General features: G+C 53.8%; 28 protein-coding genes, 1 tRNA gene and 1 other annotated feature. Of the genes, 23 read left to right on the top strand and 6 right to left on the bottom strand.

Annotation, left to right across the window (positions count from 1 at the left end; all coding sequences use genetic code 11):
- Positions 1-7 precede the first annotated feature (7 nt).
- A complete protein-coding gene (locus DW949_RS01360; RefSeq protein WP_118021480.1) occupies positions 8-715 on the top strand; it encodes a response regulator transcription factor in 708 nt (235 codons plus the stop codon).
- A gap of 23 nt (positions 716-738) precedes the next feature.
- Positions 739-1,617, top strand: a complete 879-nt coding sequence (locus DW949_RS01355; RefSeq protein ID WP_118021479.1) for a DMT family transporter — start codon at positions 739-741, stop codon at positions 1,615-1,617.
- A 590-nt stretch (positions 1,618-2,207) separates the two neighbouring features.
- On the opposite strand, the gene DW949_RS01350 is transcribed toward DW949_RS01355, so the two are convergent.
- The 3 genes from DW949_RS01350 to DW949_RS01340 are packed head-to-tail and all read right to left on the bottom strand — an operon-like array spanning position 2,208 to position 3,729.
- Positions 2,208-2,651: a hypothetical protein gene (locus DW949_RS01350; protein WP_118021478.1), complete on the bottom strand. Its 444-nt coding sequence runs from the start codon at positions 2,649-2,651 to the stop codon at positions 2,208-2,210.
- Positions 2,652-2,654: 3 nt separating this feature from the next.
- Positions 2,655-3,440, bottom strand: a complete 786-nt coding sequence (locus tag DW949_RS01345) for a DUF1700 domain-containing protein (RefSeq protein WP_118021477.1) — start codon at positions 3,438-3,440, stop codon at positions 2,655-2,657.
- A gap of 7 nt (positions 3,441-3,447) precedes the next feature.
- Positions 3,448-3,729, bottom strand: a complete 282-nt coding sequence (locus DW949_RS01340; RefSeq protein WP_118021476.1) for a hypothetical protein — start codon at positions 3,727-3,729, stop codon at positions 3,448-3,450.
- 245 nt (positions 3,730-3,974) lie between these two features.
- On the opposite strand from DW949_RS01340, the gene DW949_RS01335 reads away from it, so the two are divergent.
- The 14 genes from DW949_RS01335 (at position 3,975) to DW949_RS01265 (ending at position 16,942) form a co-directional block, all read left to right on the top strand.
- Positions 3,975-4,187, top strand: a complete 213-nt coding sequence (locus DW949_RS01335; RefSeq protein ID WP_118021475.1) for a DUF951 domain-containing protein — start codon at positions 3,975-3,977, stop codon at positions 4,185-4,187.
- Positions 4,188-4,318: 131 nt separating this feature from the next.
- A complete protein-coding gene (locus DW949_RS01330; RefSeq protein WP_118021474.1) occupies positions 4,319-5,536 on the top strand; it encodes an ATP phosphoribosyltransferase regulatory subunit in 1,218 nt (405 codons plus the stop codon).
- 1 nt (position 5,537) lies between these two features.
- Positions 5,538-6,170 carry an ATP phosphoribosyltransferase gene (gene hisG / locus DW949_RS01325; RefSeq protein WP_118021473.1) on the top strand — a complete coding sequence of 211 codons (633 nt, stop codon included), beginning with the start codon at positions 5,538-5,540 and terminating at the stop codon, positions 6,168-6,170.
- 26 nt (positions 6,171-6,196) lie between these two features.
- Positions 6,197-7,489, top strand: a complete 1,293-nt coding sequence (hisD, locus tag DW949_RS01320) for a histidinol dehydrogenase (protein ID WP_118021472.1) — start codon at positions 6,197-6,199, stop codon at positions 7,487-7,489.
- Positions 7,479-8,564, top strand: coding sequence for a histidinol-phosphate transaminase (gene hisC, locus DW949_RS01315; RefSeq protein WP_118021471.1), 1,086 nt, complete (start codon positions 7,479-7,481; stop codon positions 8,562-8,564). Before hisD ends, hisC begins: the two co-directional genes overlap by 11 nt.
- Positions 8,500-9,141 (top strand): imidazoleglycerol-phosphate dehydratase HisB, encoded by a 642-nt coding sequence (gene hisB, locus DW949_RS01310; protein WP_370448698.1) that lies wholly within the window; start codon positions 8,500-8,502, stop codon positions 9,139-9,141. The genes hisC and hisB overlap by 65 nt, the downstream gene beginning before the upstream one ends.
- Position 9,142: 1 nt before the next feature.
- Complete coding sequence (gene hisH / locus DW949_RS01305) at positions 9,143-9,757, top strand: imidazole glycerol phosphate synthase subunit HisH (RefSeq protein WP_118021469.1); 615 nt, start codon at positions 9,143-9,145, stop codon at positions 9,755-9,757.
- Between the two features lie 4 nt (positions 9,758-9,761).
- Positions 9,762-10,478, top strand: a complete 717-nt coding sequence (gene hisA / locus DW949_RS01300) for a 1-(5-phosphoribosyl)-5-[(5-phosphoribosylamino)methylideneamino]imidazole-4-carboxamide isomerase (protein WP_118021468.1) — start codon at positions 9,762-9,764, stop codon at positions 10,476-10,478.
- A complete protein-coding gene (hisF, locus tag DW949_RS01295; RefSeq protein ID WP_059076076.1) occupies positions 10,479-11,243 on the top strand; it encodes an imidazole glycerol phosphate synthase subunit HisF in 765 nt (254 codons plus the stop codon). It begins immediately after the preceding gene.
- Positions 11,243-11,959, top strand: coding sequence for a bifunctional phosphoribosyl-AMP cyclohydrolase/phosphoribosyl-ATP diphosphatase HisIE (hisIE, locus tag DW949_RS01290; protein WP_118021467.1), 717 nt, complete (start codon positions 11,243-11,245; stop codon positions 11,957-11,959). The genes hisF and hisIE overlap by 1 nt, the downstream gene beginning before the upstream one ends.
- Positions 11,960-11,974: 15 nt before the next feature.
- Positions 11,975-13,099, top strand: coding sequence for an HAD family hydrolase (locus DW949_RS01285; RefSeq protein ID WP_118021466.1), 1,125 nt, complete (start codon positions 11,975-11,977; stop codon positions 13,097-13,099).
- Between the two features lie 418 nt (positions 13,100-13,517).
- Entirely contained in the window at positions 13,518-14,699 is a 1,182-nt protein-coding gene (locus tag DW949_RS01280; protein WP_118021465.1) for an amidohydrolase, read from the top strand.
- 197 nt (positions 14,700-14,896) lie between these two features.
- Positions 14,897-15,140, top strand: a binding site (T-box leader).
- A 36-nt stretch (positions 15,141-15,176) separates the two neighbouring features.
- Positions 15,177-16,031, top strand: a complete 855-nt coding sequence (locus tag DW949_RS01270) for a 4Fe-4S dicluster domain-containing protein (protein ID WP_199595672.1) — start codon at positions 15,177-15,179, stop codon at positions 16,029-16,031.
- Positions 16,032-16,117: 86 nt separating this feature from the next.
- On the top strand, positions 16,118-16,942 hold the full coding sequence (locus tag DW949_RS01265) for a MetQ/NlpA family ABC transporter substrate-binding protein (RefSeq protein WP_118021462.1): 825 nt from the start codon (positions 16,118-16,120) through the stop codon (positions 16,940-16,942).
- Between the two features lie 196 nt (positions 16,943-17,138).
- On the opposite strand, the gene DW949_RS01260 is transcribed toward DW949_RS01265, so the two are convergent.
- Positions 17,139-18,188 (bottom strand): Fic family protein, encoded by a 1,050-nt coding sequence (locus DW949_RS01260; protein ID WP_118021461.1) that lies wholly within the window; start codon positions 18,186-18,188, stop codon positions 17,139-17,141.
- Positions 18,189-18,634: 446 nt separating this feature from the next.
- On the opposite strand from DW949_RS01260, the gene DW949_RS01255 reads away from it, so the two are divergent.
- The 6 genes from DW949_RS01255 to DW949_RS01230 all read left to right on the top strand — a co-directional run bounded on the left by DW949_RS01255 (position 18,635) and on the right by DW949_RS01230 (position 24,030).
- Positions 18,635-18,973 carry a hypothetical protein gene (locus DW949_RS01255; RefSeq protein WP_118021460.1) on the top strand — a complete coding sequence of 113 codons (339 nt, stop codon included), beginning with the start codon at positions 18,635-18,637 and terminating at the stop codon, positions 18,971-18,973.
- A 183-nt stretch (positions 18,974-19,156) separates the two neighbouring features.
- Complete coding sequence (gene trmB, locus DW949_RS01250) at positions 19,157-19,831, top strand: tRNA (guanosine(46)-N7)-methyltransferase TrmB (protein ID WP_118021459.1); 675 nt, start codon at positions 19,157-19,159, stop codon at positions 19,829-19,831.
- Positions 19,815-21,071: an FtsW/RodA/SpoVE family cell cycle protein gene (locus DW949_RS01245; RefSeq protein ID WP_118021458.1), complete on the top strand. Its 1,257-nt coding sequence runs from the start codon at positions 19,815-19,817 to the stop codon at positions 21,069-21,071. The genes trmB and DW949_RS01245 overlap by 17 nt, the downstream gene beginning before the upstream one ends.
- Before the next feature lie 21 nt (positions 21,072-21,092).
- A complete protein-coding gene (uraA, locus tag DW949_RS01240; protein ID WP_118021457.1) occupies positions 21,093-22,358 on the top strand; it encodes a uracil permease in 1,266 nt (421 codons plus the stop codon).
- Positions 22,359-22,370: 12 nt separating this feature from the next.
- Positions 22,371-23,480, top strand: a complete 1,110-nt coding sequence (gene hydE, locus DW949_RS01235; protein ID WP_118021456.1) for a [FeFe] hydrogenase H-cluster radical SAM maturase HydE — start codon at positions 22,371-22,373, stop codon at positions 23,478-23,480.
- A 461-nt stretch (positions 23,481-23,941) separates the two neighbouring features.
- Positions 23,942-24,030 (top strand) — tRNA-Ser (locus tag DW949_RS01230).
- Between the two features lie 55 nt (positions 24,031-24,085).
- Here DW949_RS01230 and DW949_RS01225 read toward each other — a convergent pair.
- A complete protein-coding gene (locus tag DW949_RS01225) occupies positions 24,086-24,691 on the bottom strand; it encodes a TetR/AcrR family transcriptional regulator (RefSeq protein WP_118021455.1) in 606 nt (201 codons plus the stop codon).
- A 160-nt stretch (positions 24,692-24,851) separates the two neighbouring features.
- Here DW949_RS01225 and DW949_RS01220 point away from each other — a divergent pair, with 160 nt between their 5' ends.
- The gene (locus DW949_RS01220; RefSeq protein ID WP_118021454.1) at positions 24,852-25,646 is read left to right on the top strand and encodes an MBL fold metallo-hydrolase; all 795 of its coding nucleotides are present in this window, start codon (positions 24,852-24,854) and stop codon (positions 25,644-25,646) included.
- Here DW949_RS01220 and DW949_RS01215 read toward each other — a convergent pair.
- Positions 25,643-26,554, bottom strand: coding sequence for a helix-turn-helix transcriptional regulator (locus DW949_RS01215; RefSeq protein WP_059076644.1), 912 nt, complete (start codon positions 26,552-26,554; stop codon positions 25,643-25,645). The two genes, DW949_RS01220 and DW949_RS01215, sit on opposite strands and share 4 nt — an antisense overlap.
- Positions 26,555-26,567: the final 13 nt, after the last annotated feature.

Below are 26,567 nucleotides of genomic sequence, written 5' to 3'. Positions count from 1 at the left end.
AGAGACTATGAGTCGCATATTAGTCATAGAAGATGATGAATTGATTGCCGCGCTGGAGCGGGATTTTCTGCAGAATAATGGATTTGAGGTCACGGTGGCCCGCGAAGGCCGGCCGGGACTGCGGGCACTGGAACAGATGGCCATCGACGCCGTGGTCCTCGACGTCCATCTGCCCGATGTCAGCGGTTTTTCCCTGTGCCGTGCCATCCGGGAAAAATACGATATACCGATTATTTTTGTGACTGCCAGCGGCAGTGACGAAGACCAGATCAAAGGGCTCGGCCTGGGTGCCGATGACTATATCGTCAAACCTTTTAACCCGTCGGTCATGGTGGCCCGCGTCAAGGCTCATATGGCCATGCATGAACACCTGCTGGCCGGGGCCCATCTGACAAAAGACGAAGCCGTACCGGATATCCAGAGTGGGGATATGCGCATTTATATCCGGCGCCGTCAGGTATTCCGGGGCAAGACGGAAATCCCTCTGACGGGCAAGGAATTCAATCTTCTGTTATATCTGGCCCAGCATCCCAATCAGGTCCTTTCCAAGAAAGAACTGTTTGAAAAGATATGGCACCTCGATGCCCTGGGAGAAATGGCCACGGTCACGGTCCACGTAAACCGTCTCCGGGACAAAATGAATCTGGTAGAACCTGAATTTACAGCCATTGAAACAGTGTGGGGCAATGGCTACCGCTTCCGTCTCGAAAATTAAGTTTCCGAAAAGGAGTGAGGCCTATGACGGCAGGAAAGGCCAATGCCTGCGTGCTGGCTGCCGGAGCCATGTGGGGAACGATCAGTATATTTGTCCGCCACCTCGACGGGGCCGGGTTGTCGGCGCTGCAGATCTGCCTCATCCGTACCTTTCTGGCCTGGGTCATGACCGGGGCGTTCCTGACCATTGTCTCGCCGGGGCGGCTTTCCATCCGCCTGCGCGACAGCTGGTGCTTCATCGGCACGGGCATCATCAGTTATGCCCTGTTTAGTACGTGCTATTTCATGGCCGTCGCCATGAGCCAGGTATCGGTGGCCGTCATGCTGCTGTACACGTCCCCGGTCTTTGTCACGCTCCTTTCGGCAGTGCTGTTCCATGAATCCATGACGCGCCGGAAATGGCTGGCCCTGGTGTGTACCGTCACGGGCTGCGTCCTCGTGGCCGGCGTCCTTCAGGGGCATCTGACCGTACCGCTTCCGGCACTGGCCCTGGGACTGGCGTCGGGGTTCCTGTACGCACTCTATTCCATTTTTGGACGCTTTGCCCTGCGCCGCTACGATCCGCTGACCGTCACCTTCTACACCTTTACCTTTGCCACGGCGGCCATGCTTCCCCTGGGACAACCGGGATATATCGTAGAAATCCTCATGGGGGACCCGTCTCTCTGGCTGTGGGCTATGGGGATTGCCATCGTTTGTTCCGTCCTGCCGTACTTCCTCTACACGAAAGGTCTGCAGCATATGGAATCGGGAAAAGCCGCTATCATGGCGACCATCGAACCTTTCGTAGGATCGGCCATCGGCATCTTCTTCTTTGCCGAACCTCACGGCCCGCTGAAACTCATCGGCATGGCCCTCATCCTTGAGTCGGTCATTATATTGAATAAGAGAGAGAAAAGATAGTGATTAGTGATTAGTGGTCAGTGGTTAGTTTGAAGGGAAAAGAGAGAAAAGATAGTGGTTAGTGATTAGTGGTTAGTGGTTAGTGGTTAGTGATCAGTGGCCAGCAGGAAAAAGATAGTTTGATGTTTGAAGTTTGAAGAGAAAAGATAGTTAAAAGATAGAAAAAAGATAGTTTGTAGAGAAAAAGATTGTTAAACTTATAACCCCCGGGGAGCTGTCCAAGAGTAGACAGCTCCCCGGGGGTTGTGGTTTTCACTGCATGTCGGACCGGCTTTGTCCCTTGCACGGGAAAGCGGACTCATGAATAGGCCTCGCTATTTAAGTAAGAACCCTTCCGCCACTTCGTGGCTCTCCTTCATCTCTGCTCTCCGTTTTGGCAGCCAGCCTGCACCTCCCTTTGGTCGATACCTGCTGGGCCAAAAAGGGCCTTATCAGGGACGGCAAAGATACCCGGCCCGTCGAACTGTTCTTTTCATCAAACTACAAACTATCTCTTCCAGCCACTGGCCACTAATCACCAGCTGCCGTTCTTCGATGAACGACGAACGACCTACGGCTTTTTCTACAAACTGCAAACTGCAAACTATCTTTTATCTTCTATTCCCATTCGTATTGCTGTTTTTCTGGGTCTGTTTGTTCTGCTGGGCCTGTTGCTGGCGCAGTTGTTCCCTTTCTTTCTCGAGGCGTGCTTTTTCTGCTGCCAGTTCGCGGCGGTGGGCTTCGACTTCGGACTGGGCCCGTTCGTCAGCTGCAGCTTTTTCTTTTTCTGCTTTGGCTTTGGCCTCGAGGTCGCCAAATTCTTCCTTGAATTTGGTTTCATATATGGCTGCCTTTTCCGGGTACATGGTGCGCAGTTTGTTGAGGAGCGTCATTTTGGCGTCGTCGCTGCGGTCTCCCAGGGTCTTCAGTGCCTGGTATTCTTCGTAATAGGCCATCCACTGGCGCATGCACGGGGCATCTGTATCGGCATAGGAGCTCAGGCTGAGGAAGGCAAAGACGGCTGTCAGTACGAGACAGATAATGGTTTTGGCCATGGCTCAGGATCTCCTTTCCGATTGCGGTTTTTTGGCGGCGGCGTGCAGGGCCGATGAGGCCGAGCCGGCCGTCATGCCGGCAAAGAGAATCGTCAGGAGGACGAAAATCATGGTCTTGCCGGAAATGGGCGGCATGGGGACGAGTCCGAAGAACAGGTACGACGGCATGGCGAAGAGAAACAGGCAGGCGACGATGGCCAGGAAGAAGACGGCGTAGATCATGCCGCTCAGGACGCCAAACAGTGTCCCGATGATATCGAGGACCGGCCGGGCCGCAGCCTTTCCGGCGCGGCTGATGGAATTGTCCTTGTCCCATTCAAAGTCTTCCCCTGTAGACGGACGGTGGGTGCGGCGGCTTCTGCGGGATTTCCGGCTGTCGTAGTATCCGTCGTCGTAGGAACGGCCGTCCTGCGGTGATCCTGCATCGTAAAACGCGTCGTCCCAGCTCTTGCCATCGCGGTAATATTGCTCGCTCTGGGCGCGGCGGCGCAGCCGGTCCGGGTCTTTTTCCCAGTCGTAGGGTGCGGCGTTGCGACGCTGGCTGCGGGGCGTATCGTAGTCGTCCCCGGGAAGGCGGGGATTGTCTTCGGGGATGATGGGTTTTCCTATATAATAACGATAAATATTTTTCGGTGAACCGAGCTCGACGCATATTTCCTCTTCCGATTTCCCTTCTTTGGCACCGAGGCGGAACTGTTCCTCACAGTCCTCGATGATGCCCTTCAGGTCGTCCTTATCGGCCTTGCGGAAATAGTATTTCAAGAGGTCCATAAATTCAGACTTTCGCATGTATTCCTTACCTCTGCTTTAAAACATACTCTTCGTAACGCTGATGGAAACGGGCGCCCCATTGCCAGCAGACGACTCCCAGGACCATGATGGCCAGGATGAACAGCAGCACGACGGCGGCCGGGACGTGGGGCAGGAAAGCGACAGCGGCCAGCGGTTCTTTTTCCATTGCAATACAAAAAGCGACCCAGGCCAGAAGGGCGACACAGACGGCGGTACAGCAGCCGCCCAGTGTATACAGCGCAAGATAGGCTGCGCGCAGGGTCCGGGGACGGGGTGAATCTGCCATAACAGGACTACCTCCCATAACGATAATATAATACATCAGATTGAGCGTACGGTTTGTTGTATGGCGTACGCCGCTCACCCTATACTATCACATAACGGCCTTCGTTTCCAGTATTCAGAGGAAAGGCAGGAGACGGGCTGCCCGGAAAGGGTCCCGTCTGCAGTTCTTCTAGCTTGCATCCCGCCCGTATTTGAAGTAACATAATGTATCATAGACTGCACAAGGCAGCAAAGGAGGTACATGTTATGGCAGATTTTGTCCGTTATCAGATTGGGGATGTGGTCCAGCTCAAGAAATCCCATCCCTGCGGATCCAATGAATGGGAAGTGCTGCGCATCGGCGTCGATTTCGTCATCCGCTGCTGCGGCTGTGGTCACCGGGTCATGGTGCCGCGCCCGAAGTTTGAAAAATCGGTCAAAAAAATCATCCGCCGGGCCACGCCGGAAGAGAATGAGTAAATTTTTTGCAAAAGGGCTTTTTATTTGCTGTGATTTGTGCTACAATTCTAATCAGTCGTTCTTCATTACTTTACTTTGGTAAAGAGATAAAGAAGTAAAGCAAATACTTAGTATGCAGGGAGTGTATAGGGATGCTCAGTAATACACTGGATGGAGTCAAGATGCTCCACCATGATGAAATGAGAAACTATGACCGCATTCAGGGGAAACTCGTGTCGGTCATCATGAATCACGGCTGTAAAATCATCGAAACGCCGAGTTTTGAAGATTATGATGTATATCAGCATTACTTTCCCCAGCTGCGTCAGCAGATGGTCAAGACCATCGATACGGATGGCCGGGTCCTCGTTTTGCGGCCCGATGTGACCGTTCCCCTCGTCGAAACGGCGGCGCGGGAATTTCCCCGGGCCAACCAGCTCCTCAAATTCGGCTATGTGAGCACGGTATTCCGGGAATATTTCGGCCGCTCCACCTATGGCAAGGATTTCCTCCAGGGCGGCATCGAAATCCTCGGCGATTCCAGCCCCGAATGCGACGGCGAAGTCATCGTCATGGCGGCGGAGATCCTGAAAACCGTCGGCGTGGAACGCATCCGCATCGACATGGGGACGGCGGCCTACACGCAGGCCCTGTTCGACGGTCTGCCCCTGGAAGAAGAACAGAAGCAGACGTTGCGCCAGTACATGGCGGCCCGCAATCTTGTCGCCTTTGGCAAGTATCTCTCGGGGCTTTCCCTCGACAGTGAGGCCCGCAAGGCTCTGGAAGCCATCCCGGTCCTCTTCGGACCCTATGCGGAAACGCTCAGCAAGGCCCGCGGCTACTGCATCAACAGCGGCATGCGCAATGCCCTGACCCGGCTGGAAAAGATATACGATTATATTCTCTATGCCGGCTATGCCGATAAGGTACAGCTCGATTTCGGCTTTACCAGCACCCTGGGGTATTATACCGATATGGTGTTCAAGGTCTACGTGGACGGCGCCCTGTACGATGTCATCGACGGTGGCCGCTACGACAAATTGTCGGCTCAGTTCGGCGTGGACCGGCCGGCCTGCGGATTTGGCATGAACATCAATCTTCTCTATGAATTTATGAGTGACGCCGGCCTTCTCGAAGACGCCCAGCCCAGTTTCCAGCTGGCCGTTTCCTATACCGACAGTGACCAGACCCTGATCCGCGACCTCATGCAGTGGCGCCAGCGGGGATTCCGCGTCGCCGCTTATCCCGACTCGTCCTTTATCGACAGCGGCGATTACAGTATCCATGCCGTATACCGCAATCACAGTTATTATAAAGACGGCCGCGAAATGAGCGCGCACGATCTGGAAGACATGATGAGGGGGCTTTGAGATGTCCATACATATAGCGCTCGCCAAAGGGCGCATCCACAAAGTAGTCATGAAGTATCTCATGGAAAGCGGTTATGAGTTTCCGGCCTATTCCGAAGACAGCCGCAAGCTGATCTTTGAAGACGCCGGCCATACGCTGAAACTGACACTGGTCAAATCGCCTGATGTGGCCGTCTACGTCGAACGGGGCGCTGCCGACATCGGTATCGTCGGTGAAGACGTCCTCATCGAAGACAATGCCGGCGCCAACGTCTACGAAGTACTCGACATCGGCATCGGCCGCTGCAACATGGCCGTAGCTGGCGTCAAGGGCAAGAAAGTGGACATGTCCCGGCGCATCACCGTGGGGACGAAATACCCGCGCATCGCCCGGAAATATTTTGAAGAAAATCATCACAGTGTCGATATCATCAAGCTCAATGGCTCAGTGGAACTGGCGCCGCTGGTCGGCCTGTCCGATGTCATTGTCGATATCGTCGAAACGGGGAACACCCTGCGGGCCAACGGGCTGGAAGTCCTGGATTACTTCATGGATTTCAGCGCCCGCATGATCTGCAATCCCGTTTCCTTTAAAATGAAATACGATGAAATACATACGCTGATCGACGTCATCAAAAAGAAAGAAATCCGATAAGACCGGTATCAGAGGGGGAGATAAACATGGAATGGATAGAAGTGCCCGATAACGGGCTGACGCTGCAGGAAATACGGAACATCACCAAACGGAGCCAGGCAGAAAATGCCGGTATCCGCCGGAGTGTGGAAGATATCCTCACGGCCGTACAGGAAGAAGGCGACCGGGCCCTGCGGGAACTGACAGAAAAATTTGACGGCGTGCGCCTTGATAGTTTCCTGGTCACGGCAGAGGAGATCGACGAAGCCGTAACGAAAGTCGGGCCGGAATTCATGGATATCCTGACGGAAGCGCGGGATAACATCCGGGCCTATCACGAACGGCAGAAACAGGAATCGTGGATGGACACCTTCCGCGACGGCGTCCGCCTTGGCGCCCGCTATACGCCCATCCAGCGGGTTGGCGTGTACGTGCCGGGCGGTACGGCAGCCTATCCCTCGACGGTCCTCATGGATGTCATCCCTGCCGAAGTGGCCGGCGTGCCGTCCATCGCCGTCTTTACGCCGCCTGCCAAAGACGGGTCGGTCAATCCCTACATCCTGGCTGCCGCCCATGTAGCCGGCGCCACGGAAATCTACAAAGTCGGCGGCGCCCAGAGCATCGCCGCTGCCGCCTTTGGCACGGAAAGCATCCCGCCGGTCTTTAAGATCGTCGGCCCGGGCAACGCCTACGTCGCCATGGCCAAACGCCTCGTATTCGGCACCGTCGGCATCGATATGATCGCCGGCCCCAGTGAAGTGGGTATCCTGGCCGATGAAAACGCCAACCCCGTGTGGGTGGCAGCGGACCTTCTGGCTCAGGCCGAACACGACCGCCGGGCCGCCGTCTTCCTGGCTACGCCGAGCGCGGCCCTGGCATCGGCAGTGGAACGGGAAGTGGAAAAACAGCTGGCTGAACTGCCACGGCAGGACATTGCCGGCGCGTCCGTTGCCGACCACGGCAAAATCTTTATTACCAGAGACCGTCAGCAGGCCATCGACATCATGAACCTCATCGCACCGGAACATCTGGAAATCGATTTCCCCGATGCAGAGCAGTATGTGGATAAAATCCAGAACGCTGGCGCCATTTTCATCGGGCCCTATACGCCGGAACCCATCGGAGATTATTTTGCCGGCCCGAACCATACTCTCCCGACTATGGGGACGGCGGCCTTTTCCTCGCCCCTGGGAGTCTATGATTTCGTAAAACGGAGCAGTCTCCTGTCGTATAATAAAGAAGCCTTTGACAAGGTGGCTGAAAAAGTCATCCGCTTCGCCAATGTAGAAGGATTGCAGGCTCACGGCCTGGCTGTAAGGAGGAGAATCGATGAAAACTGAATGGCTGCGTCAGACCATACGCGATTTTGAACCATATAAAGTACCGGAAATACAGGAACATACCATCATCAATGCCAACGAAAGCCCGTACAACATCCTCGATTTCCCGTCGGTCCGGGAGGATTTCCTCAAAGGGCTGGCGGAGCTCAAAAGCTACCGCTATCCCGACCCCTTTGCCGAAGACCTGCGCAAAGCCCTTGCGGAATACGTCCAGTGCCGGCCCGGCCAGATTCTGGCCACCAACGGCGGCGATGAAACAATCAGCCTCATCCTGAATACGTTTATCAACCCCGGTGATACCGTGCTCGTCCACACGCCGACCTTTGACATCTACGGCATCGATGCCACGGTCCTCGGCGCCCGCGTCGTCCACGTACCTGACGACGACGGATACTGCCGCAGCGCAGAAAAGCTGCAGCAGGCCATCGCCGATATGCAGCCGAAAGTGACCTTCGTCTGCAACCCCAATAACCCGACGGGCAGCATCTGGCCCGTTTCCGTCATTGAAAAGCTGCTCCAGACGGCAGACAACATCGTCGTCGTCGATGAAGCCTATCTGGAATTTTCCGGACAGGACAGTGTCATTCCCCTCATGGAACAGTACGATAACCTCATTGTCATCCGCACCCTGTCCAAAGCCTTCGGCCTGGCAGGGTTCCGCCTGGGCTACGGTGTGGCCCGGGAAGACATCATCGATGCCCTGTCGCTGACCAAACTGAGCTATAACCTCAACAGTGTCACCCAGCTCATGGGCTGTGTGGCCATGAAGCACCGTGACGAAATACTGGGCCACAACCTTCCCCCTACCATTGAGAACAGGGACTATCTGGAACGGGAACTGAACGGCTTTGATGGTGTCACGGCTTATCCCAGCGCCACCAATTTTATCCTCGTCCGCGTCCCCGACGGTCCGGAACTCATCGGCGCCATGAAAGATGCCGATATCTGCGTCCGCTTCTACAGCGCCAAAGACCTGCAGAATTGCATCCGCCTCACCGTGACGACACGCGATGTGGCCGACCGTATTGTCGCTGTCTTCCGCAGTCACTACAAGGAGGTGTCCCGTCGTGCGTAATGCATCTGTCAACAGGGAAACAGCAGAGACACAGATTGCCGTTTCCCTTGAACTCGATGGGGAAGGGACCTTCGTCGGCTCGACGGGCATCGGCTTTTTTGACCACATGCTCAACCTCCTGGCCTGCCACAGCGGCATGGACCTGTCGCTCCACGTCCACGGCGACCTCGACGTCGATACCCATCATACGCTGGAAGACCTGGCCATCGTCCTGGGCGATGCCCTTACACAGGCTCTGGGGGACAAGAAAGGCATCAACCGCTACGGCATGTTCTACTGCCCCATGGATGAAGCCCTGACCCGGGTCGTCATTGACCTCAGCGGCCGTCCCTATCTGGTATACGATGTAAAACTGGCCGTTGAACGGATCGGCACCTTTGAAACGGAAATGCTGCAGGACTTCCTCTATGCCCTGGCCGTTCATGGCAAAATGAACCTCCACGTGGCCAACCTGTACGGCACCAATGCCCACCATATCGTCGAATCGGTATTCAAGGGACTGGGCCATGCGCTCCGTCAGGCCGTTGCTATCGAAGGCAGTGCCGACAGCGTACTTTCTACCAAAGGGGTGTTATAAGATGAAAATAGCCATCATTGATTATGAAATCGGCAATCTGGCCAACGTATACAACGCCTGGCGCCGCCTTGGCCAGGATCCGGTTATCACCCGCGATCCGGCGGTCATCCGCGACGCCGCACTGGTGGAACTTCCCGGTGTCGGTGCCATCCGCGACGCCATGGCCAATCTGCAGAAATTCGACCTCATCCCCCTTTTGACCGAACAGGTACGGGCGGGAAAATTCTTTATGGGCATCTGCCTCGGTATGCACGCCCTCTTTGAAACCGATTACGAAGGCGGGAAATACCAGTGCCTGGGCTTCCTTCCCGGCGAAGTCGTGCCCTTCCAGACGAAGCTCAAAGTACCCCACATGGGCTGGAACGAACTGGAGTTCCGTCAGCCCCACTGGCTGCAGAAGAACCTGCCGGCCCATCCCTACGTCTATTTTGTCCATTCCTACCACAAGACGCCGGCCGCTACACCCGATGTCATTGCGACCGCTGACTACGACGGCCCCGTTCCGGCTATCTGCGGCAGGGACAACGTCCTGGGCATGCAGTTCCATCCGGAAAAGAGCGGTCCCGTGGGGGCACAGCTCCTGCAGAATGTCTTAGATTACGTACAGAAGGGATGATAGCATGATCGTACTTCCGGCTATAGATATACAAAACGGCCATGCCGTCCGCCTGCGCCAGGGCGTAGAGACGGACAGCACGACCTATTTTGACGATCCCGTCGAAGCGGCACAGAAATGGGCTGACGGCGGGGCACAATTTCTCCACGTCGTCGATCTCGACGGGGCCTTCAAGGGCGACCGCTGCAATGCTTCGGTCATCGGCCGCATCTGCGACGCCGTCGATATCCCCGTAGAAGTGGGCGGCGGCATCCGCAGTGAAGAAGCCATCAACACCTATCTCGAACAGGGCGTGGCCCGGGTCATCATCGGTTCCAAGGCCGTCGAAGACGAAGCCTTTACCCGCGAAATGGCAAAGAAATACGGCTCGGAACTGGTCGTTTCCATCGATGCCAAAGGCGATACGGTCGCGACCCGCGGCTGGGTGGAAGGGAGCGATAAAAAAGTCCTGCCCTTTGCCAGTTTCCTCATTTCCATTGGCCTCCGGACTATCGTCTATACCGATATCAGCCGCGACGGCATGCTTACCGGCCCCAATCTGGACATGATGGAACAGCTGCAGCACCTGCCGTACATCCGCCTCATTGCATCAGGCGGCATCAGCAGCATAGAAGATCTGAAGACGCTGCAGGATATGGGCGTCTACGGGGCCATTACAGGCAAAGCCCTGTACGAAGGCCGGATCACGATGGAACAGATCAGAAGTCTGGGGGGACAGTAAATGCTGGCAAAACGGATTGTACCATGCCTCGATGTGCGCGACGGACGCGTCGTCAAGGGCAAACAGTTTAAGAACATACAGGACGTAGACGACCCGGTGAAGCTGGGGAAATTCTACTCCGATCAGATGGCGGACGAACTCGTTTTCTACGATATCACCGCCTCATACGAAAAACGTCATATCTTTATCGATGTCGTCCGGGCCGTGGCGGAAGAAATCAACATACCCTTTACCATCGGCGGCGGCATCAGCAGTATCGATGACTTCCATCAGGTCCTGCGGGCCGGCGCCGACAAAGTTTCCGTCAATTCGGCAGCGGTGCGGCGGCCGGAACTCATCCGCGAAGCAGCAGAACGCTATGGCAGCCAGTGCGTCGTTTTGTCTATCGACGCCAAGCGCGACGGCCAGGGGAGCTGGCAGGTCTATGTCGATGGCGGCCGGAAAAATACGGGTCTCGATGCCATCGCCTGGGCCAAACAGGGCGTTGCTCTGGGAGCCGGTGAAATCTGCATCAATTCCATGGATTCGGACGGCGAAAAGTCGGGCTTCGACCTGGCTCTCAACCACCGCCTGTCCACGGAACTGCCCGTGCCCATCATCGCATCCGGCGGGGCTGGCACGATGAAAGATTTCAAGGACGTCTTCGACGCCGGTGCCGATGCCGCTCTGGCTGCGTCGGTATTTCACTTCGGCCAGATCGCCATCCCGGACCTCAAAGCGTACCTTCAGGGCGAAGGAATTCCCATGAGAGGGGCAGAAAAATAATGGAATATGTAGATATACAGAATATCAAATTTGATAAAAAAGGCCTCGTGCCGGCCATCGTACAGGAAGGCCGGAGCGGCAAAGTCCTGATGATGGCCTATATGAACGAAGAATCGCTGAAAAAGACACTGGAAACGGGGCGGACCTGGTTCTACAGCCGCAGCCGCCAGAAGCTCTGGAACAAAGGCGAAGAATCGGGCCATTTCCAGGATGTGCAGGCTATCGCCGTCGATTGCGATGCCGATACGCTACTCATCACCGTCGATCAGACGGGTGCCGCCTGCCATACAGGGCACAAATCATGCTTTTACCGTGGCCTTTCCGGCAAAGACGAAACATCCTATGCAGGCAGCTTGTCCATGATGGCCGACCTGCAGGACGAAATAAAGGAAAAACGGGTCCATCCGACGGAAAAATCCTACACGGCCTATCTGCTGCAGACGGGCATCGATAAGATCGGCAAGAAAATCGGCGAAGAAGGGGCAGAAGTCATCATCGCCGCTAAAAACGCCGATCCCGTGGCAGGAGAACAGAGTGAAGAAGCCGGTAATCTGCGCCTTGAAGTGTGCAAGGAATCGGCGGACCTCCTGTACCATCTGGCCGTCCTCTGGGAAGATACAGGCGTGACCGTCAACGATGTCATGGCCATCCTCGAAGGACGGAGCCATGTCAAAGGCAATAAAAAGACCGTCGGCCATCTGGACAAGACATTCTGATTCAAGGTGACAGTTATGAATAAAGTAATTTTTGATGTCGATGGCGTACTCCTCAGCGAAAAGCGCTATTTCGACGTATCGGCCCTGACTCTCTGGGAATGGTACAACAGTCCTCTGTACATGGGCCTTTCACAGGAACCGGTCCGTCCGGATCCGACAGAAGAGGAAATCCGGGACCTGCGGGCCCGTTACTGGAAAGATGATGAAATCCTGCAGTGGCTCAAGGGCCATGGCGTCAACGACAACTGGGATATGGTCCACGCCCATATTTTTGTGACCCTCTGGCTCATGCTGGAACAATATGCGGCGACGACCGGGCAGATCCGCCGCCTGTCCTTTGATACCCTGCGCGGCGTCCGGCTGGCCGGCATTTTCCTGAGAAACTGTGATATGCCCACGGCCGGCGACGTACTGGATGTACTCAAAGACGCCGTGCCCGACGGCGCCAGCAAGGACCAGGTCTTTGAATACCTGGGAAAGGCCGCCGGCGAATCGAAAGGCGGACAGGCCCTCGTGCCCTATGCCTCTCTCGATTCCCCCTTGTGGCATCTTCATGTAGATTGCTTCCAGAACTGGTATTTCGGCGATGACCTGTACCGGGAAACGTACGGAAAAGAACCGGATAACCCCGGAAAGAAGGGATTTCTTACTAACGAAGACCCACTGGCCGCACCGGAAGACATCCGTCATCTCTTTCAGGAACTGAAGCACCGTGGCTACGACATCGCCATCGCTACCGGCCGCAGCCGCCGGGAAATGGAAATCCCCTTCCGCCATTACGGCTGGTACGACGAATTCGACCCGCTCTACATCTCGACCTCGACCGACGTCGATGAAGCGGCGGCCCTGCTCCACCGGTCCCTGGACAAACCTAATCCCTTTGCCTACTACCTGGGAGCCTTCGGACACTATCCGGAACGCTATGCCGATTATGCAGACCATCCGGACCAGTTCAAACAGGGAACCTACTACGTCGTAGGCGACTCCCTGGCCGACGTATGGTGCGCCAGAGCCATGGGCGCCGTCATGATCGGCACCCTCACAGGCCTCGAAGGCCAGAACGCCCGTCCCATGTTCGAAAAAGAAGGAGCCGGCTACATCGTAGACAACGTCATGGACGTACTGGACGTGCTGAAGTGAAGGGCCGTTGGTCGTAGGTCGTAATTCGTTCGTCGTTCATCGAAGCCGGTTCGACGAACTGACTATTTTTATACAAAAATCAGCAATTTAGCGCCGCGACGGCTGGCGTTTTACGTGATGAATCGTCGGCAGGGCCGTCAGATGCAAGGAGGATGGAAGGGCCGTAGTTCGTTTGTCGTAGTTCGTTCGTCGAAGCCGGTTTGACGAACCGACTATTTTTATACAAAAAATTTAGCAAATAGGCCGCACGACCGGAAGCGGTTCCCATCCTGAATCGTCCGGGGTGGTATCAGATGCGAGGCGGAAGAAGGAGGCGTAGTGGAGCTACGCCGACTGATGACAACGAAGCAGATGGTGCCAGATCGGACGAGGCAGGGGGAACAAGCTTCCGGCCGTGCGGCCGGAGAGGGTGGTTGTTATGAATCAGATTCAGGAACTGGCAAGGAAGTATCAGGATACGGTCGTAGCGTTGCGGCGGGAGTTCCACCGCCATCCGGAGCTGAGTTTCCAGGAAGTAGAAACGACGAAGCGGATTGCTGCCGAGCTGGATAAGCTGGAGATTCCCTATGAAATCAATCCGGAAAAGAATACGGGCCTCGTAGCCTGTCTCAAAGGCGGCAAGCCCGGCAAAGCCGTAGCGCTCCGCGCCGATATCGACGGCCTGCCGGTCAAAGAAATGACGGGCCTTCCCTTTGCTTCGGAAAACGATGGCAAAATGCATGCCTGCGGTCATGACAACCACATCGCCATGCTGCTGGGGGCGGCGTATATCCTCCGTGACTTACAGGACCAGATTTGCGGCACCGTCTATTTCGTCTTCCAGCCGGCAGAAGAGCTCTGTGCCGGTGCAGAATACATGCTGCGTTTCGGCGACTGGTATGATAAAATCGGCTCCATGTACGCGGCCCACGTCTGGTTCGACATGCCTGCCGGCAAGGTCAATATCCAGGCCGGTCCCCGCTTTGCTGCCGGCACCCATTTCTATATTGATGTCCACGGCACGGGCTGCCACGGGTCGCTGCCCCATCAGGGCGTCGATGCTTCGGTCGTAGCGGCGGCCATGCTACTCAATATCCAGACCATCGTATCCCGCCGGGTCAGCCCCCTCGATTCGGTTGCCCTGACCATCGGCACCATCCAGAGCGGTACGGCCTTCAATATCGTCTCCGGCGAAGCCCATATGGAAGGGACCTGCCGGTATTTCCTGCCGGAAACGGGGAAACTGCTGGAAACGATGCTCAGCGACATGGTTCACGATACGGCCCATCAGTACGGCGCGACAGCCGATTTCCACATGGACCTCATCGCCCCGCCGACCATCAATGACGCGGCCTGCGCCGGACTGGGAGCCCGGGCGGCGGCCAAGGTCGTAGGCGAAGACAACGTGGTCCCCATGGAACACACTATGGCCTGCGAAGATTTCGCCTTCTATACAGAAAAGAAGCCCTGCTGCTACGGCATCGTCGGCATCCGCAATCCCGAAAAGAATGCCATGTACCCTCAGCACAGCAACCGCTATACCGTCGATGAAGACGTCCTGGGAAATGGCGCCGCCATCTTTGCCCAGTATGCCCTCGACTGGCTGGAAACCAATAAATAATAGAATTTGATTCAATCCACCGTCTCTGCATAGCTCCGGAGATGGTGGATTTTTTATTTTCTGCCATCAGAACGGGAATATAACAGGGGATAAAATGCTTTGTGTAAATAATAGCATGAGAAATAAAAATAGAATAAAATTCTAAAAATGTGTTGACAACAGACACCGTCCATGATAGACTTACACCATCAACAGAACAATAGGCAATGAAGAGAAGAGTACAGGAGCAGGAATGGCCCAGAGAGTCTCCACAGGGTGGGAGGAGATGCACGATTGCTTCTGGAAGATGGCCTCTGAGCCGGCAGGTCGAATAGTGAGACCGCCCGGGTGCACCCGTTACCGTGCTGGAGTATTGAGGGCCTGTGGCCTGCGTACTCGAGAAGGCCGGCTTTGTGAGGAGCCGGTGAAATTGGGTGGTAACACGGTACTTCCGTCCCTTTGCGGGGATGGAAGTTTTTTTTATTCTGAGGTGATAACATGGAACGACAAAGCATGACGGGGCAGCAGCGGAGCGCCCTGAAACAACGGATCAAACGGCAGGCACAGCGCCTGGGGGCCAATCTGGTGGGATTTGCCAGTGTGGACCGCTGGCCACAGCAGAAAGAAGTAGCCGAAGCGTACTGGCCCCAGTCCATCTGGCCATGGAGCCGGACGGTCATCGTCCTGGGCGTGCAGATTTACCTGCCCATGATCGAGACGACGCCGTCGGTCGTCTATTCCGAATGTTACAATACGACGAACCGTCTCCTCGACGATACGGCGTACCGTCTGGCTAATAAGCTCAACCAGTGGGGATTCCGGGCCCATTGGTTCCCCCGCGACTGCTACGGCGACATTTCCGTACTGGTCAAAAAGCCGGAAGCGGCCTTTTCCCACGTCTTTGCCGGAAAATACGCCGGACTGGGGACGCTGGGCCTCAACCACACCCTGATTACTCCCGAATATGGCCCGCGGGTGCGCCTCGTATCGGTCATTACCGACGCCGACGTACCGCCTGACGCCTTGCAGGAAAAAGACCTGTGCATCCAGTGCAAGCGCTGCGTCTTCAACTGTCCGACCCACGCCTTTACGCCCAGGAAAGACCGGCTCATCGCCGATATGGCCAAAGCGCGCTGTGCCGGCTATCATCAGAAACTGAAGACGGAATTCCGCTATCCCTGCGGCGTCTGCATCGCCGTCTGTCCTGTCGGAGCCGACCGCAAACGTTATGGCATGCATTCCGTCACGGCAGACGGGGCAGCGCACTGCCGCGATTTCGGATCGGCCAATGCCGTAGAAGGCCGTGGCGTGCCGGAAGAAGCACAGAAGATCATCGATACGGCCATCCGCTGATTACCGCTTACGAGGATACGCATCACCGTATCCCTAAGCATAGAAAATATACCAATTTTGTATACAAATAAAAGGAGGAATATGACATGCATATTCAATGGAAAAAAATCATCACCCTGACTCTTACCGCTCTGGCCCTGACCGCTGTCCTTGCCGGTTGTGGCAGCACCCAGAATAGTAGTGCTGAAAAGAAAGAAATCACCGTAGGTGTCAACCCCGGCTCAGGGGAACAGATCATGGAACAGGTCGCCAAAGTCGCGGAAAAGGACGGCCTGACCGTCAAAGTCAAAGTATTCTCGGACTACATCACACCGGACAAGGCCCTGGCCGATGGCGATATCGACCTCAACTCCTATCAGCACGTGCCGTTCCTCAATACATTCAATGAAAAAAATGGCACCGACCTCGTTCCCATCGGCGATACGTATCTCGCACCGATTGCCCTCTACTCCCACCGCTACACCAATATCAAAGACGTGCCGGACGGTGCCCGTATCGCCATCCCCAATGACCCAAATAACGGCAGCCGGGCACTCCTGCTCCTGAGCAAACAAGGCTGGATCACCCTCCGCGACGGCGCCGACCAGACCAAACTGACGACCCAGGACATTACATCCAATCCCAAAAACATCGACATCGTAGAACTGGAAGCCGGCCAGCTGCCCCGTTCCATCGATGACGCAGACGGCGCCATCATCAACGCCGGATACGCCATCACCGCCGGCCTGCGTGTCAGTGACCGAATCGCTACCGAAGACGACACCAGCCCCTACGTCAACGTCATTGCCGCCCGTGCCAAAGACAAAGACAACCCGGCATACCAGAAATTCGTCAAAGCCTTCCAGTCACCGGAAGTCAAACAATACATCGAAGAAAACTTCAAAGGCGAACTCCTGCCAGCCTGGAAGTAAGAGACAGCCGCCAGCTGATAACAGCTGGCGGCTGAGTGGTTAGAGGGAAGGGAGAGAAAAGATAGTTTGTAGTTCGTAGTTCGTTCGTCGTACATCGAAGGGGAAAGGCTGGTGGTCAGTGGGAAGGGAGAGAAAAGATAGTTTGTAGTTTGTAGTTCGTAGTTCGTAGGTCGTTCATCGAAGCCTGTTTTCCTTTTTAGTGCTTGCGGATATATGCCGTGGCCGGACCGGAGCCGACTTTGATGATATAGCCTTCTTTTACCAGGTTTGACAAAGTGCGTTCTATGGTTCCCTGGCTGATATCCGGGCAGCGTTCCATCAGATCTTTTTTGCTGATTTTCCCTAGTGTCTGGGAAATGATGGCCTTGATCCGGTCAGGCTTGGAAATCTTTCTGGTTATCAGGTATTGAATCCGGTCTTCGAATTCATCATATGCTTTTATGATGATTCCCAAATAGTATTTTACAAAAGGTGCATAGGCATTTTGATTTTCGTGCCAGCCGGAAGAACTTGCTTGAAGGGCTTCATAGTACGTTGTCTTTGTCTTTTCAATCAGCATTTCCAGACTGATGTATTTACCGACGATGTAACCAGCACGATATAAAAGAAGGAGTGTCAGGAGCCTGCTCATCCGTCCGTTCCCGTCAGTGAAAGGATGAATACAGAGAAAATCCAGGATGAACATAGGCGTCAGCAGTAATTTATCAATCACGTTTTCCTGCCAGGCATTCTGAAACGATTGGCATAAAGAATCCATAGCGTCGGCTGTCTGAAAAGCAGGAACGGGAATGAACCTTGCCTTTTGATGCCCTTGTGCGTCTGTTTCTGCAATGACGTTATCTGCGTTTTTGTAGTCTCCGCCTATGGCTCCTGTCGAGTAAGCGTACAGGTCCCGGTGGAGCTGTCTGATGACATTAGGAACGGGAGAAATATAGTCATGATTTTCGTGAATCAAGGTGAGTACTTCACGGTACCCGGCAATTTCCTGTTCAGACCGATTGCGCGGTTCAGCTTTTTGGCTGACCAGAGCTTCCAATCGTTTGTCACTGGTGCGTATTCCTTCAATACGGTTGGAAGCCCCTGTACTCTGAATCATGGCAACATCCACCAGCGTTTTTAGTTCATCTGTATTCGCTTCCAGAAATAAATCCTGCCGTCCTTTGTGTTCATGGATACAGGTAAGAAGCTGGACGATTTCAGGTGTCAGTAAATTTTGTATTTCTTGCGAGTAGGTAAAGGTCCGCATAAAAATCTCCTTCATTTTTTCATTATCTGCCACATTTTACCATTAAATAAGGCAGATAGCAAGGCGATGAGGCAGATGAAAATCAGTACCATGCCGGGAAGGGCAGCAGTCAGCAGCCAGTAGCTGGCAGGAGAAGCTGCAGTTCGCCGTTTGCAGGAAGGGCGGCTAGTGGCTGGTTTGCGACGTTATACGGCGTCCCCGTGAGGGGAAGCTGGCGCCGTAGGCGTCTGAAGGGGCTTTACTCCAATCCAGAATCCTATTCATGAGTCCGCTTTCCCGTGCAGGGAAGATGGCCAGTCCGACGTGCCGTGTCCTCGGATTCAGAAATTAGAACTCAGATGATAAAAAGCCGGAAACGGATAGATTGACACATATGTTCGATGACGGTATCATATTATGTAACAACAAGAGTAATCGAACGGTGTATAGAATAGGAGGAATGGAGTATGGGACGATATAATGTTGCGGTCATTGGCAATCGTAAAAACATAATGGATAGGATGTGTGCATTCATACCAGAGTATATTGACTATTTTGAAGAAGAGACGTACCGTGCTATACGTACCGTTGGCAAACATACCATCATTTCCTGGCCTAAGTCGAATAAGCCGAAGCAGATTATACCTGTAGAAGAACTGAATCCCGACAATGAATATGAGAAATTATATCTAGGGGCCGTGGTGGATCAATACGATAATTTCCTCATGGACGCAGAGGACGGTAAGAGACGGCTGTTAGAAATGAATTGCCGTGATTGGATTTATGTTTTTGAATGTCATATGTAGAAACCTATTGGTATATCCCTGATGATATTCGGTATTCTTTTGAAATAGAGGCCGGTCCGGCATCTGCTGCCTGCATCCCCCTTCTTGACAGTGCCTTTTATATTACCTATAATAGTACAAGTAAATTTATGTCTATGGCTGATTTCGTGTGATGGAATCAGCCTTTTTTAAAGGAGTTATGCTATGCGCTTACGAAGAAAACCCTGGATTGACGATGCCATCCGGGAGTATGACGCGTTTGTCCATCTGTCCGGGGCGGAGGAATATAAGGGCCGCTGGCGGTCTGTGTTTGCCCGGCCCGATGCGCCGCTCTGGGTAGAGCTGGGGACGGGAAAGGGGAATTTCATTTCCCAGATGGCCGTGCTGCACCCGGAAGTGAATTTTATCGGGATCGAGATCCAGACGGGGGTCCTGTATTATGCCGGAAAGAAATGTGCCGAAGCGGAGGTTTCCAATGTACATCTGCTGAAGTATGATGTGGCGAAGATCGAGGATTTGTTTGCTCCCGGCGAAGTGGACCGGTTTTTCATCAATTTCTGTGATCCCTGGCCCAAGTCGCGCCACGCCAAGCGCCGGCTGACGTACCGCCTGTTCCTGGACCGGTATGCCCGGCTGCTGGCTCCGGGAGGCATGGTGCTGTTCAAGTCCGATAATGCCGGCCTGTTCGATTTTACGTTGGAAGAATTCCGGCAGCGGAACTGGCCCTTGTCAGAGGTGACCTATGATCTGCATCATAGTGATATCGTCAATGAAGCGATGACGGAGTATGAAGCGAAATTCAGTGCCAAAGGGCAGCCGATTTTCCATTGTGCCGCCACCCGTCCGGCGGAGGTGAAGGCTGATGAGTCCGCACACTAAGGAGATGCGACGCAATTTCTGGATGCTCCTCATTGCTTTTTCTCTGCTGATTATCATCGGTACGTCCAATGTATTCAGTTCGACCTTCGTTGAGGATATGGCAGAAGGGGGCAGTGCTTACGGACATCTCATCCGTCAGGGTGTGTATCTGGCTCTGGGGCTGGCTCCGGCCATATTTGTCTACAAAAAGGACTATCATATGTGGAAGAAATGGTCCGTCCGCCTTCTCCTCTTTACAGCCGTACTGCTCATAGCCGTTCTGTTTGCCGGCATCGTCGTAAACGGCGCCCGGCGCTGGCTCGGGGCAGGGGGATTTACCTTCCAGCCTTCGGAAATCGCCAAGCTGGTCATCATCCTGTTTACGGCGGACAAGCTGGCGCCGCTGTGGGACAAGAAAGGCCATATCGAATTTTTCTCGCCTTTGTCGGCTTTTTTTCCGGCAAAATCCGGGAAGCCGCCGCGGTGGAAACGGATCCGTTTCGTTCCCCATCCGCTGCTGCTGCCGCCGCTCGCGCTGGCTATCCTCGTGTTCCGTCAGCCTGATGCCGGTACGGCTCTGGTCATTTTGTTCCTGCCGCTGGTCATGTTCTGGGTGAGCGGTGCCAGTATCCTCAAGGCCAGGGTGCCCCTGCTGGCCACTCTGGCTGTCGGCATCGTGTACCTGCTGTCGGCACCGTACCGCATGAACCGCATTATTTCATGGTACGATCCCTGGTCCTATGAAAAGACTCTGGGCTATCAGACCGTACAGGGGCTCATCGCCATCGGGTCCGGCGGCGTCATGGGACAGGGTCTGGGTGAAGGCATCAGCAAGTTCAGCTACCTGCCTGAAGCCCATACGGACTTTGCTTTTGCCGTCCTGGCCCAGGAATGGGGCCTGCGGGGGTCCGTGTTTATGCTGGTTTTGTTCAGTATGATTATTTATTTCGGCTGCAACTGCGCCTGGAATACGCGCGATACCTTCGGGAAACTGCTGGCCGTGGGCATTACCATGTATTTTGGCGGTCAGGGGATGATCAATCTGGCCATGGTCAGCGGAATCCTGCCCGTCGTCGGCGTGCCGCTGCCTTTTATCAGCTATGGCGGTACGTCCCTTCTGCTCAACATGGTCGCCGCGGCGCTGCTCCTCAATATTGCCCACCGCAATTACCGCGAGGCCGTGATCGATGCCCGCCTGCGGGAGCAGCCGGTCCTGCATTCGATGAAAGAGGAGACGCGCAGCCGTTTCCCCTTACGATGATATAGTTTAGGAGGCTTTTTCATGGAACGAAGAATTATACAGGTAGACGAACGGTTGCCGCTCCTGCCCACTATCCCGCTGAGTCTGCAGCATTTGTTTGCTATGTTTGGATCGACCGTACTGGTGCCGTTCCTGCTCCACGTCGATCCGGCTACGGCCTTGTTTATGAACGGTATCGGCACGCTCTTGTATCTGACTATCTGCAAATGGCGGCTGCCGGCTTATCTCGGCTCCAGCTTTGCCTTTATTTCCCCGGTCCTGGCCGTATGCGCTACGCCGGGCATGTCCTATGGCGACGCCCAGGGCGGGTTCATCGTCTTCGGCTTGTCGTTCATGGTACTGGCGGCGATTGTCGATAAAGTGGGGACGAAGTGGATCGATATCCTCTTCCCGCCGGCAGCTATGGGAGCCATCGTGGCCATCATCGGGCTGGAACTGGCGCCCCTTGCCATGACTATGTCGGGCTATCTCGGCGATGCCCAGGGGATGAGCAATGAAACGGCCATGATCATTTCGACGTTTACTCTCGTCGTCACCATTCTGGCGACGCTCCTTGGCCGGGGTTTCATCGGCATTATCCCTATCCTCATCGGCGTCGTATCCGGCTATATCCTGTCGTACTTCATGGGCGTCGTCGATCTGACGGCTGTGGAAGAAACGCCCTGGTTTGCCGTGCCGACGTTCTACAAACCGGAATTTAATTTCAGTGCCATCATGATGATCATGCCGGCTCTGTTCGTCGTCTTTGCCGAACATCTGGGGCATCTCTTTGTCACCAGTGATATCGTCGGGCGGAATCTCATCAAGGATCTGGGCCTGCACCGCAGCCTCTTTGCCGACGGCCTGTCCAACGTCCTGTCCGGTCTGGTCGGTTCGACGCCGAATACGACTTACGGGGAAAATATGGGCGTCATGGCCATTACCGGCGTATACAGCACGTGGGTCATCGGCGGTGCCGCTGTTTTTGCCATCCTGTTTTCCTTCATCGGCAAGATCGCCGCGCTCATCCACGGCATCCCGACGCCGGTCATGGGCGGGGTATGTATCCTGCTCTTTGGTTTCATTGCCGCATCGGGCATCCGCATGCTCGTTGAAAAGAAAGTCGATTATACCCGTTCCAAGAACCTGATCCTCACGGCTGTCACCATGATTACGGGCCTTTCGGGCGCGACTATCGCCGTCGGTCCGGTACAGCTGAAAGGGATGGGTCTGGCTACGGTCGTCGCTATGGTTCTCAGTCTGGCTTTCATCGTCTTTGAAAAGACGGGACTGGAAAACCGGAATTAAAGGAGGATGTCTATGGCAGTATCACCGGCGCTGCGCGCGCTTCTGGCCAAAGGTCCGGCTATGGACCGGAATGATCTGGTAACGCTTCTCGGCCTCACCGACGCCGATGACCGGCAGGCCTTGTATGATGCGGCTTATGCCGTAAAGGCGGAAACGGTCGGCCGCGTCGCTTATTATCGGGGGCTCATCGAGTTTTCCAACCGCTGTATCAAGAACTGCCGCTACTGCGGAATCCGCCGCGGTAATGAGGAAGTAGAACGGTTCGATACGGACCGGGACGATATTCTGGCCATGGCCCGCTGGACCTATGAGGCCGGGTACGGGTCGCTGACCCTGCAGTCAGGGGAACGGCAGGATGAGGAATTTATTTCTTATATCGAAGACCTCGTGCGGGACATCAAGAAGATTGGAAATGGCGGCCTCGGCCTGACCTTGTGTGTCGGGGAGCAGACGGAAGAAACGTACCGCCGCTGGTTTGAGGCCGGTGCGCACCGTTATCTGCTGCGCATCGAGACCAGCAATCCCAATCTCTATGTCCGTCTCCATCCCCAGGACGGCCATCATAAATGGACCGTGCGCCGCGATTGCCTTCTGGCGCTGGGGCGGATCGGCTATCAGGTAGGGACGGGGGATATGATCGGCCTGCCGGGACAGACGCTGGAAGACCTGGCAGACGACATCCTCTTTTACCGGGACATGAATATCGACATGATTGGCATGGGTCCTTACGTCGTTCATCATCAGACCCCCATCGGGAAGGAAGTTCTCGCCGCCGGACGTGATTCAGAGGAGGATAGACTGCACCGTCTCCATCTGGGCCTTGCCATGATCGCCGTGACGCGCCTTTTCCTGCGGGATGTCAATATCGCGGCGACGACGGCCCTGCAGGCTCTCCATCCCCTGGGCCGGGAACTGGGCCTCAAGGCCGGGGCCAATATCCTCATGCCCATCGTGACGCTGCCCCAGTTCCGGTCCCAGTACCTTCTCTACGACAACAAACCCTGCGTAGATGAACAGGCCGAACAGTGCCGCAATTGCCTGAGCGGCCGCGTGGCATCGGTGGGGGATACGGTCGGTCTGGGAAAATGGGGCGATGCTCCTCATTTCTTTCACAAAAAATGACCTTTCTTTTTTCTTCATTCTATGGTACAGTGAATATGGAATCCCTGGTTATGGTAATCGGGATTCTTAAAATAGTATCTCCTGTACGCGCGATTAGTGTAGGCGTACGGGTAGTAGCTGCAGGTGAATCAAATCTTTCACTGCAGGCGCTACTATTTTAGGGTGCCGGTCCTTTACATGGGTGTTCGCAGCGGAGCAACTCCACCTTTATTGTTGCTCCCTGCCTGCAAGTACACCGTTGGTGGATACGGGGGCGGAGGCTCACTCCCGCCAAAAGGATCTGTACCTTACCAAAGGCAGTCTTCTACGTGCGGCTTGTTTCGTACAGGCACGGTTAAAAAGAAGGCTGCCTTTTTTGTGCCCTGACGGCAACCGGAGGCGGTAGAGAAGAGCCGGGGAGATGGCGGACGTCTATTGCTATTTTGGAAAAGTTCTGCTATACTATTTTGGTAGCACTACATGGAAAGGTGTCCGAGTGGTTTAAGGAGCTAGTCTTGAAAACTAGTGATGCGGCAACGCACCGTGGGTTCGAATCCCACCCTTTCCGCCATACTGTAAAAAGGACTATCTCATGAAGGCATCTGCCATCATGAGATAGTCCTTTTTTATTTTTTCAACCCTTGGATGCCATGGTAAATGAGACGCAGCAGCATAGCCTGAATCTGGAACCATGATTCGTCTTTTTTCCATTTATGATGCTGGTTGATGGTAAAAGCCCCGCTGACCAGGAATAAGTAGAGATTTTCCGCTAATGTTGCATCAATCTGAAGTTGATTTTGTAAAAATGAAATCATTTGAGCTTTTTCATGTGTGAAAATATATTCTAAGATGTAAGGCCCTAAGGTCTTATCTGAAAAGAGTGCTTGGTAACAAGGGGAATCTGCGATGCGTTGACAGGCGGGCAGCATAGTATAGTTATTCTTGATGAAAGAGTCCCCTTCATTTGATTGACTGGTTTGGTAAAGAAAATCGGCCAAGGATTTATCAGGATTTGTATTTTCGGATAAATGCAGCGCTTCCTCAAGGATGGCGTCTAACAAGGCATAGATATCCATATAATGCAAGTAGAACGTAGCCCGTGTAATTTCCGCCTTTTTGCAGATAGCCGTGACTGTGACTTTCGGAAAGGGATACTTTTGGAGCAGTTCCAAAAAAGATTGCTTGATAACAGAACGCGTATAGCGGGTGCGACGATCTAACTTTTGCGTCATGAAGGATACCTCCTTACTTTCTAGACAATTTGGGAGATGTGTCCATTATCAGACACTTCCTCGAAGGTGACTGTTGAATGTTTTCTTGCGTTTAATATAATAGATATTGAACATAGTGGCAATAAAAATATTTATTGTAAAGAATAAAGGAGAGAAAATAATGGACATTCAGCAGATTCGCAATGCTACACTTAAAATTGTATATCAAGGGAAGACCTTTTTAATTGACCCCTGGCTTTGTGGAAAAGGAAGCCTTGGTAGTTTCGGAGATATTCCGGGGAAGCCATACATGATTCCGGACCCGGTTAAAATGGAAATTGCCATGCCGATTTATGGACTGCCTAGGACGCCGCATGAAATTCTGAATGGTGTCGATTATTACATCGTAACGCACATCCATCCAGACCATGTTGATATAGCTGCCGATGGGACCGTAGGCCAGCCTTTGGATAAGTCCATTCCTGTCTTTGTGCAGAATGAACAGGACGCAGCCATTTTTGAAAAGTCTGGATTTCAAGATGTACAGGTTTTGTCTAAGTCTCCGTTGACACTCGAGGGCCTTACCCTTCAACATATGCCGGCACGCCATGGTACCATCGTTCCTTGCGGTGACGCTATGGGGATCCTCTTCCAGAGCGCAGACGAACCTACCCTTTATGTCGCTGGTGATACCGTATGGTATCCTGAAGTGGAAAATACGCTGAAAACGTATCGCCCTGATGTCGTCGCATTAAATGCTTGTGCGGCTGAAACTGTAGAAAATGGCCGGCTCATCATGGGCGATGAAGATGTAGCTTGTGTAGCAAAGACTGTTCCGCAGTCTCAGCTTCTTCTTACTCATCTGGATAATGTAGCCCATGCCTCTTTGACGAGATATACTCTGCGCAGCCGGCTCATGGCCCGTGGGGTGGACCATTATATTATGCCCGATGATGGAGAATGGGTTTCTTTCTAATGTGTTTTCCGATATTGCGTAGGTAATTCACCGAAACGTTTTTTGAAAGCTGCAGAAAATCGGCTCTGGCTTTCATACCCGACTTTGGCTGCGATTTCTGCCATTGAATCTTGACTATGGCAGAGAAGTTCCGCAGCTTGCAGCAGCCGGTGCTCTTTGATATGGGCTGCCAGAGAAGTACCATAGACTGCTTTAAATACGTTTTTTAAAGTCGTCTGATTTATGAGATATTGTTGGGCCAGTGTGTCAATTGTGATGCGCTGGTCCAATTTTTGTAATAAATCGTAGTGGATTTTTTGTACTAAGGCCACTTGTTCCGATGGATAAGCAGATAAATGTTGACGCTTATGAAGGGGAAAGCGGCTTAAATGGAGCAACAGTTCTAAAACTTTTAACTTTTCATAAGCGTTCGAGAGAAGGGCTGGCTGGTCCCAAAAAAAGGAAATAATCCGCTGTAATTCCGTATCATTTTGCCAGAAAGCCTCTCCAGATTCGTCAGGAAAGCATGCAGCGAGAAGCTGAAATGAATGCAAACCGGCTTCCTCGAACAGCGATGGCGGCTGTTCTTTTATTACGGGAAGATTGAAAAAAAGAGATAGGCCCTCATAAAAACCGTTTGGCAGGGAAAGGATTGCTTGGGTACAGGCTGATGCGGCATGGCAGGCAAAAGCCTGGCGATGCAGATAAATTTGTTTGCCTGAATTTAACTGCCAGCCCATACTTCCTTCACGACCGTTGCTGAAAATATAAAGACCGGGCCAGCTTGAATGTTGAACCGTACAGGTCGCTCCTTGTAGCCGATATCGGGCCAGGAGGATGCCTGGGAATAGAACTTGATGTTTCAGTGTACTGTCTGGAGGAAGGGAATTTTTGATTTCATAAATGAGGGTATTGGTCGGATCGTTCATATGGTACGTCTCC

Origin of the sequence: Megasphaera sp. AM44-1BH (assembly GCF_003467125.1) — a bacterium.
In the GTDB taxonomy this organism is placed as follows: Bacteria; Bacillota; Negativicutes; order Veillonellales; family Megasphaeraceae; genus Megasphaera.
The sequence above is the reverse complement of the archived record's forward strand: the minus strand, read 5'-3'. Positions and strand labels throughout refer to the sequence as shown.

Bases quoted from the DNA above. Each gene is read 5' to 3' on its own strand.
- DW949_RS01360 (WP_118021480.1), top strand. From the start codon at position 8: ATGAGTCGCATATTAGTCATAGAAGATGATGAATTGATTGCCGCGCTG.
- DW949_RS01355 (WP_118021479.1), top strand. From the start codon at position 739: ATGACGGCAGGAAAGGCCAATGCCTGCGTGCTGGCTGCCGGAGCCATG.
- DW949_RS01350 (WP_118021478.1), bottom strand. From the start codon at position 2,651: ATGGCCAAAACCATTATCTGTCTCGTACTGACAGCCGTCTTTGCCTTC.
- DW949_RS01345 (WP_118021477.1), bottom strand. From the start codon at position 3,440: ATGCGAAAGTCTGAATTTATGGACCTCTTGAAATACTATTTCCGCAAG.
- DW949_RS01340 (WP_118021476.1), bottom strand. From the start codon at position 3,729: ATGGCAGATTCACCCCGTCCCCGGACCCTGCGCGCAGCCTATCTTGCG.
- DW949_RS01335 (WP_118021475.1), top strand. From the start codon at position 3,975: ATGGCAGATTTTGTCCGTTATCAGATTGGGGATGTGGTCCAGCTCAAG.
- DW949_RS01330 (WP_118021474.1), top strand. From the start codon at position 4,319: ATGCTCAGTAATACACTGGATGGAGTCAAGATGCTCCACCATGATGAA.
- hisG (WP_118021473.1), top strand. From the start codon at position 5,538: ATGTCCATACATATAGCGCTCGCCAAAGGGCGCATCCACAAAGTAGTC.
- hisD (WP_118021472.1), top strand. From the start codon at position 6,197: ATGGAATGGATAGAAGTGCCCGATAACGGGCTGACGCTGCAGGAAATA.
- hisC (WP_118021471.1), top strand. From the start codon at position 7,479: ATGAAAACTGAATGGCTGCGTCAGACCATACGCGATTTTGAACCATAT.
- hisB (WP_370448698.1), top strand. From the start codon at position 8,500: ATGTGGCCGACCGTATTGTCGCTGTCTTCCGCAGTCACTACAAGGAGG.
- hisH (WP_118021469.1), top strand. From the start codon at position 9,143: ATGAAAATAGCCATCATTGATTATGAAATCGGCAATCTGGCCAACGTA.
- hisA (WP_118021468.1), top strand. From the start codon at position 9,762: ATGATCGTACTTCCGGCTATAGATATACAAAACGGCCATGCCGTCCGC.
- hisF (WP_059076076.1), top strand. From the start codon at position 10,479: ATGCTGGCAAAACGGATTGTACCATGCCTCGATGTGCGCGACGGACGC.
- hisIE (WP_118021467.1), top strand. From the start codon at position 11,243: ATGGAATATGTAGATATACAGAATATCAAATTTGATAAAAAAGGCCTC.
- DW949_RS01285 (WP_118021466.1), top strand. From the start codon at position 11,975: ATGAATAAAGTAATTTTTGATGTCGATGGCGTACTCCTCAGCGAAAAG.
- DW949_RS01280 (WP_118021465.1), top strand. From the start codon at position 13,518: ATGAATCAGATTCAGGAACTGGCAAGGAAGTATCAGGATACGGTCGTA.
- DW949_RS01270 (WP_199595672.1), top strand. From the start codon at position 15,177: ATGGAACGACAAAGCATGACGGGGCAGCAGCGGAGCGCCCTGAAACAA.
- DW949_RS01265 (WP_118021462.1), top strand. From the start codon at position 16,118: ATGCATATTCAATGGAAAAAAATCATCACCCTGACTCTTACCGCTCTG.
- DW949_RS01260 (WP_118021461.1), bottom strand. From the start codon at position 18,188: ATGCGGACCTTTACCTACTCGCAAGAAATACAAAATTTACTGACACCT.
- DW949_RS01255 (WP_118021460.1), top strand. From the start codon at position 18,635: ATGGGACGATATAATGTTGCGGTCATTGGCAATCGTAAAAACATAATG.
- trmB (WP_118021459.1), top strand. From the start codon at position 19,157: ATGCGCTTACGAAGAAAACCCTGGATTGACGATGCCATCCGGGAGTAT.
- DW949_RS01245 (WP_118021458.1), top strand. From the start codon at position 19,815: ATGAGTCCGCACACTAAGGAGATGCGACGCAATTTCTGGATGCTCCTC.
- uraA (WP_118021457.1), top strand. From the start codon at position 21,093: ATGGAACGAAGAATTATACAGGTAGACGAACGGTTGCCGCTCCTGCCC.
- hydE (WP_118021456.1), top strand. From the start codon at position 22,371: ATGGCAGTATCACCGGCGCTGCGCGCGCTTCTGGCCAAAGGTCCGGCT.
- DW949_RS01225 (WP_118021455.1), bottom strand. From the start codon at position 24,691: ATGACGCAAAAGTTAGATCGTCGCACCCGCTATACGCGTTCTGTTATC.
- DW949_RS01220 (WP_118021454.1), top strand. From the start codon at position 24,852: ATGGACATTCAGCAGATTCGCAATGCTACACTTAAAATTGTATATCAA.
- DW949_RS01215 (WP_059076644.1), bottom strand. From the start codon at position 26,554: ATGAACGATCCGACCAATACCCTCATTTATGAAATCAAAAATTCCCTT.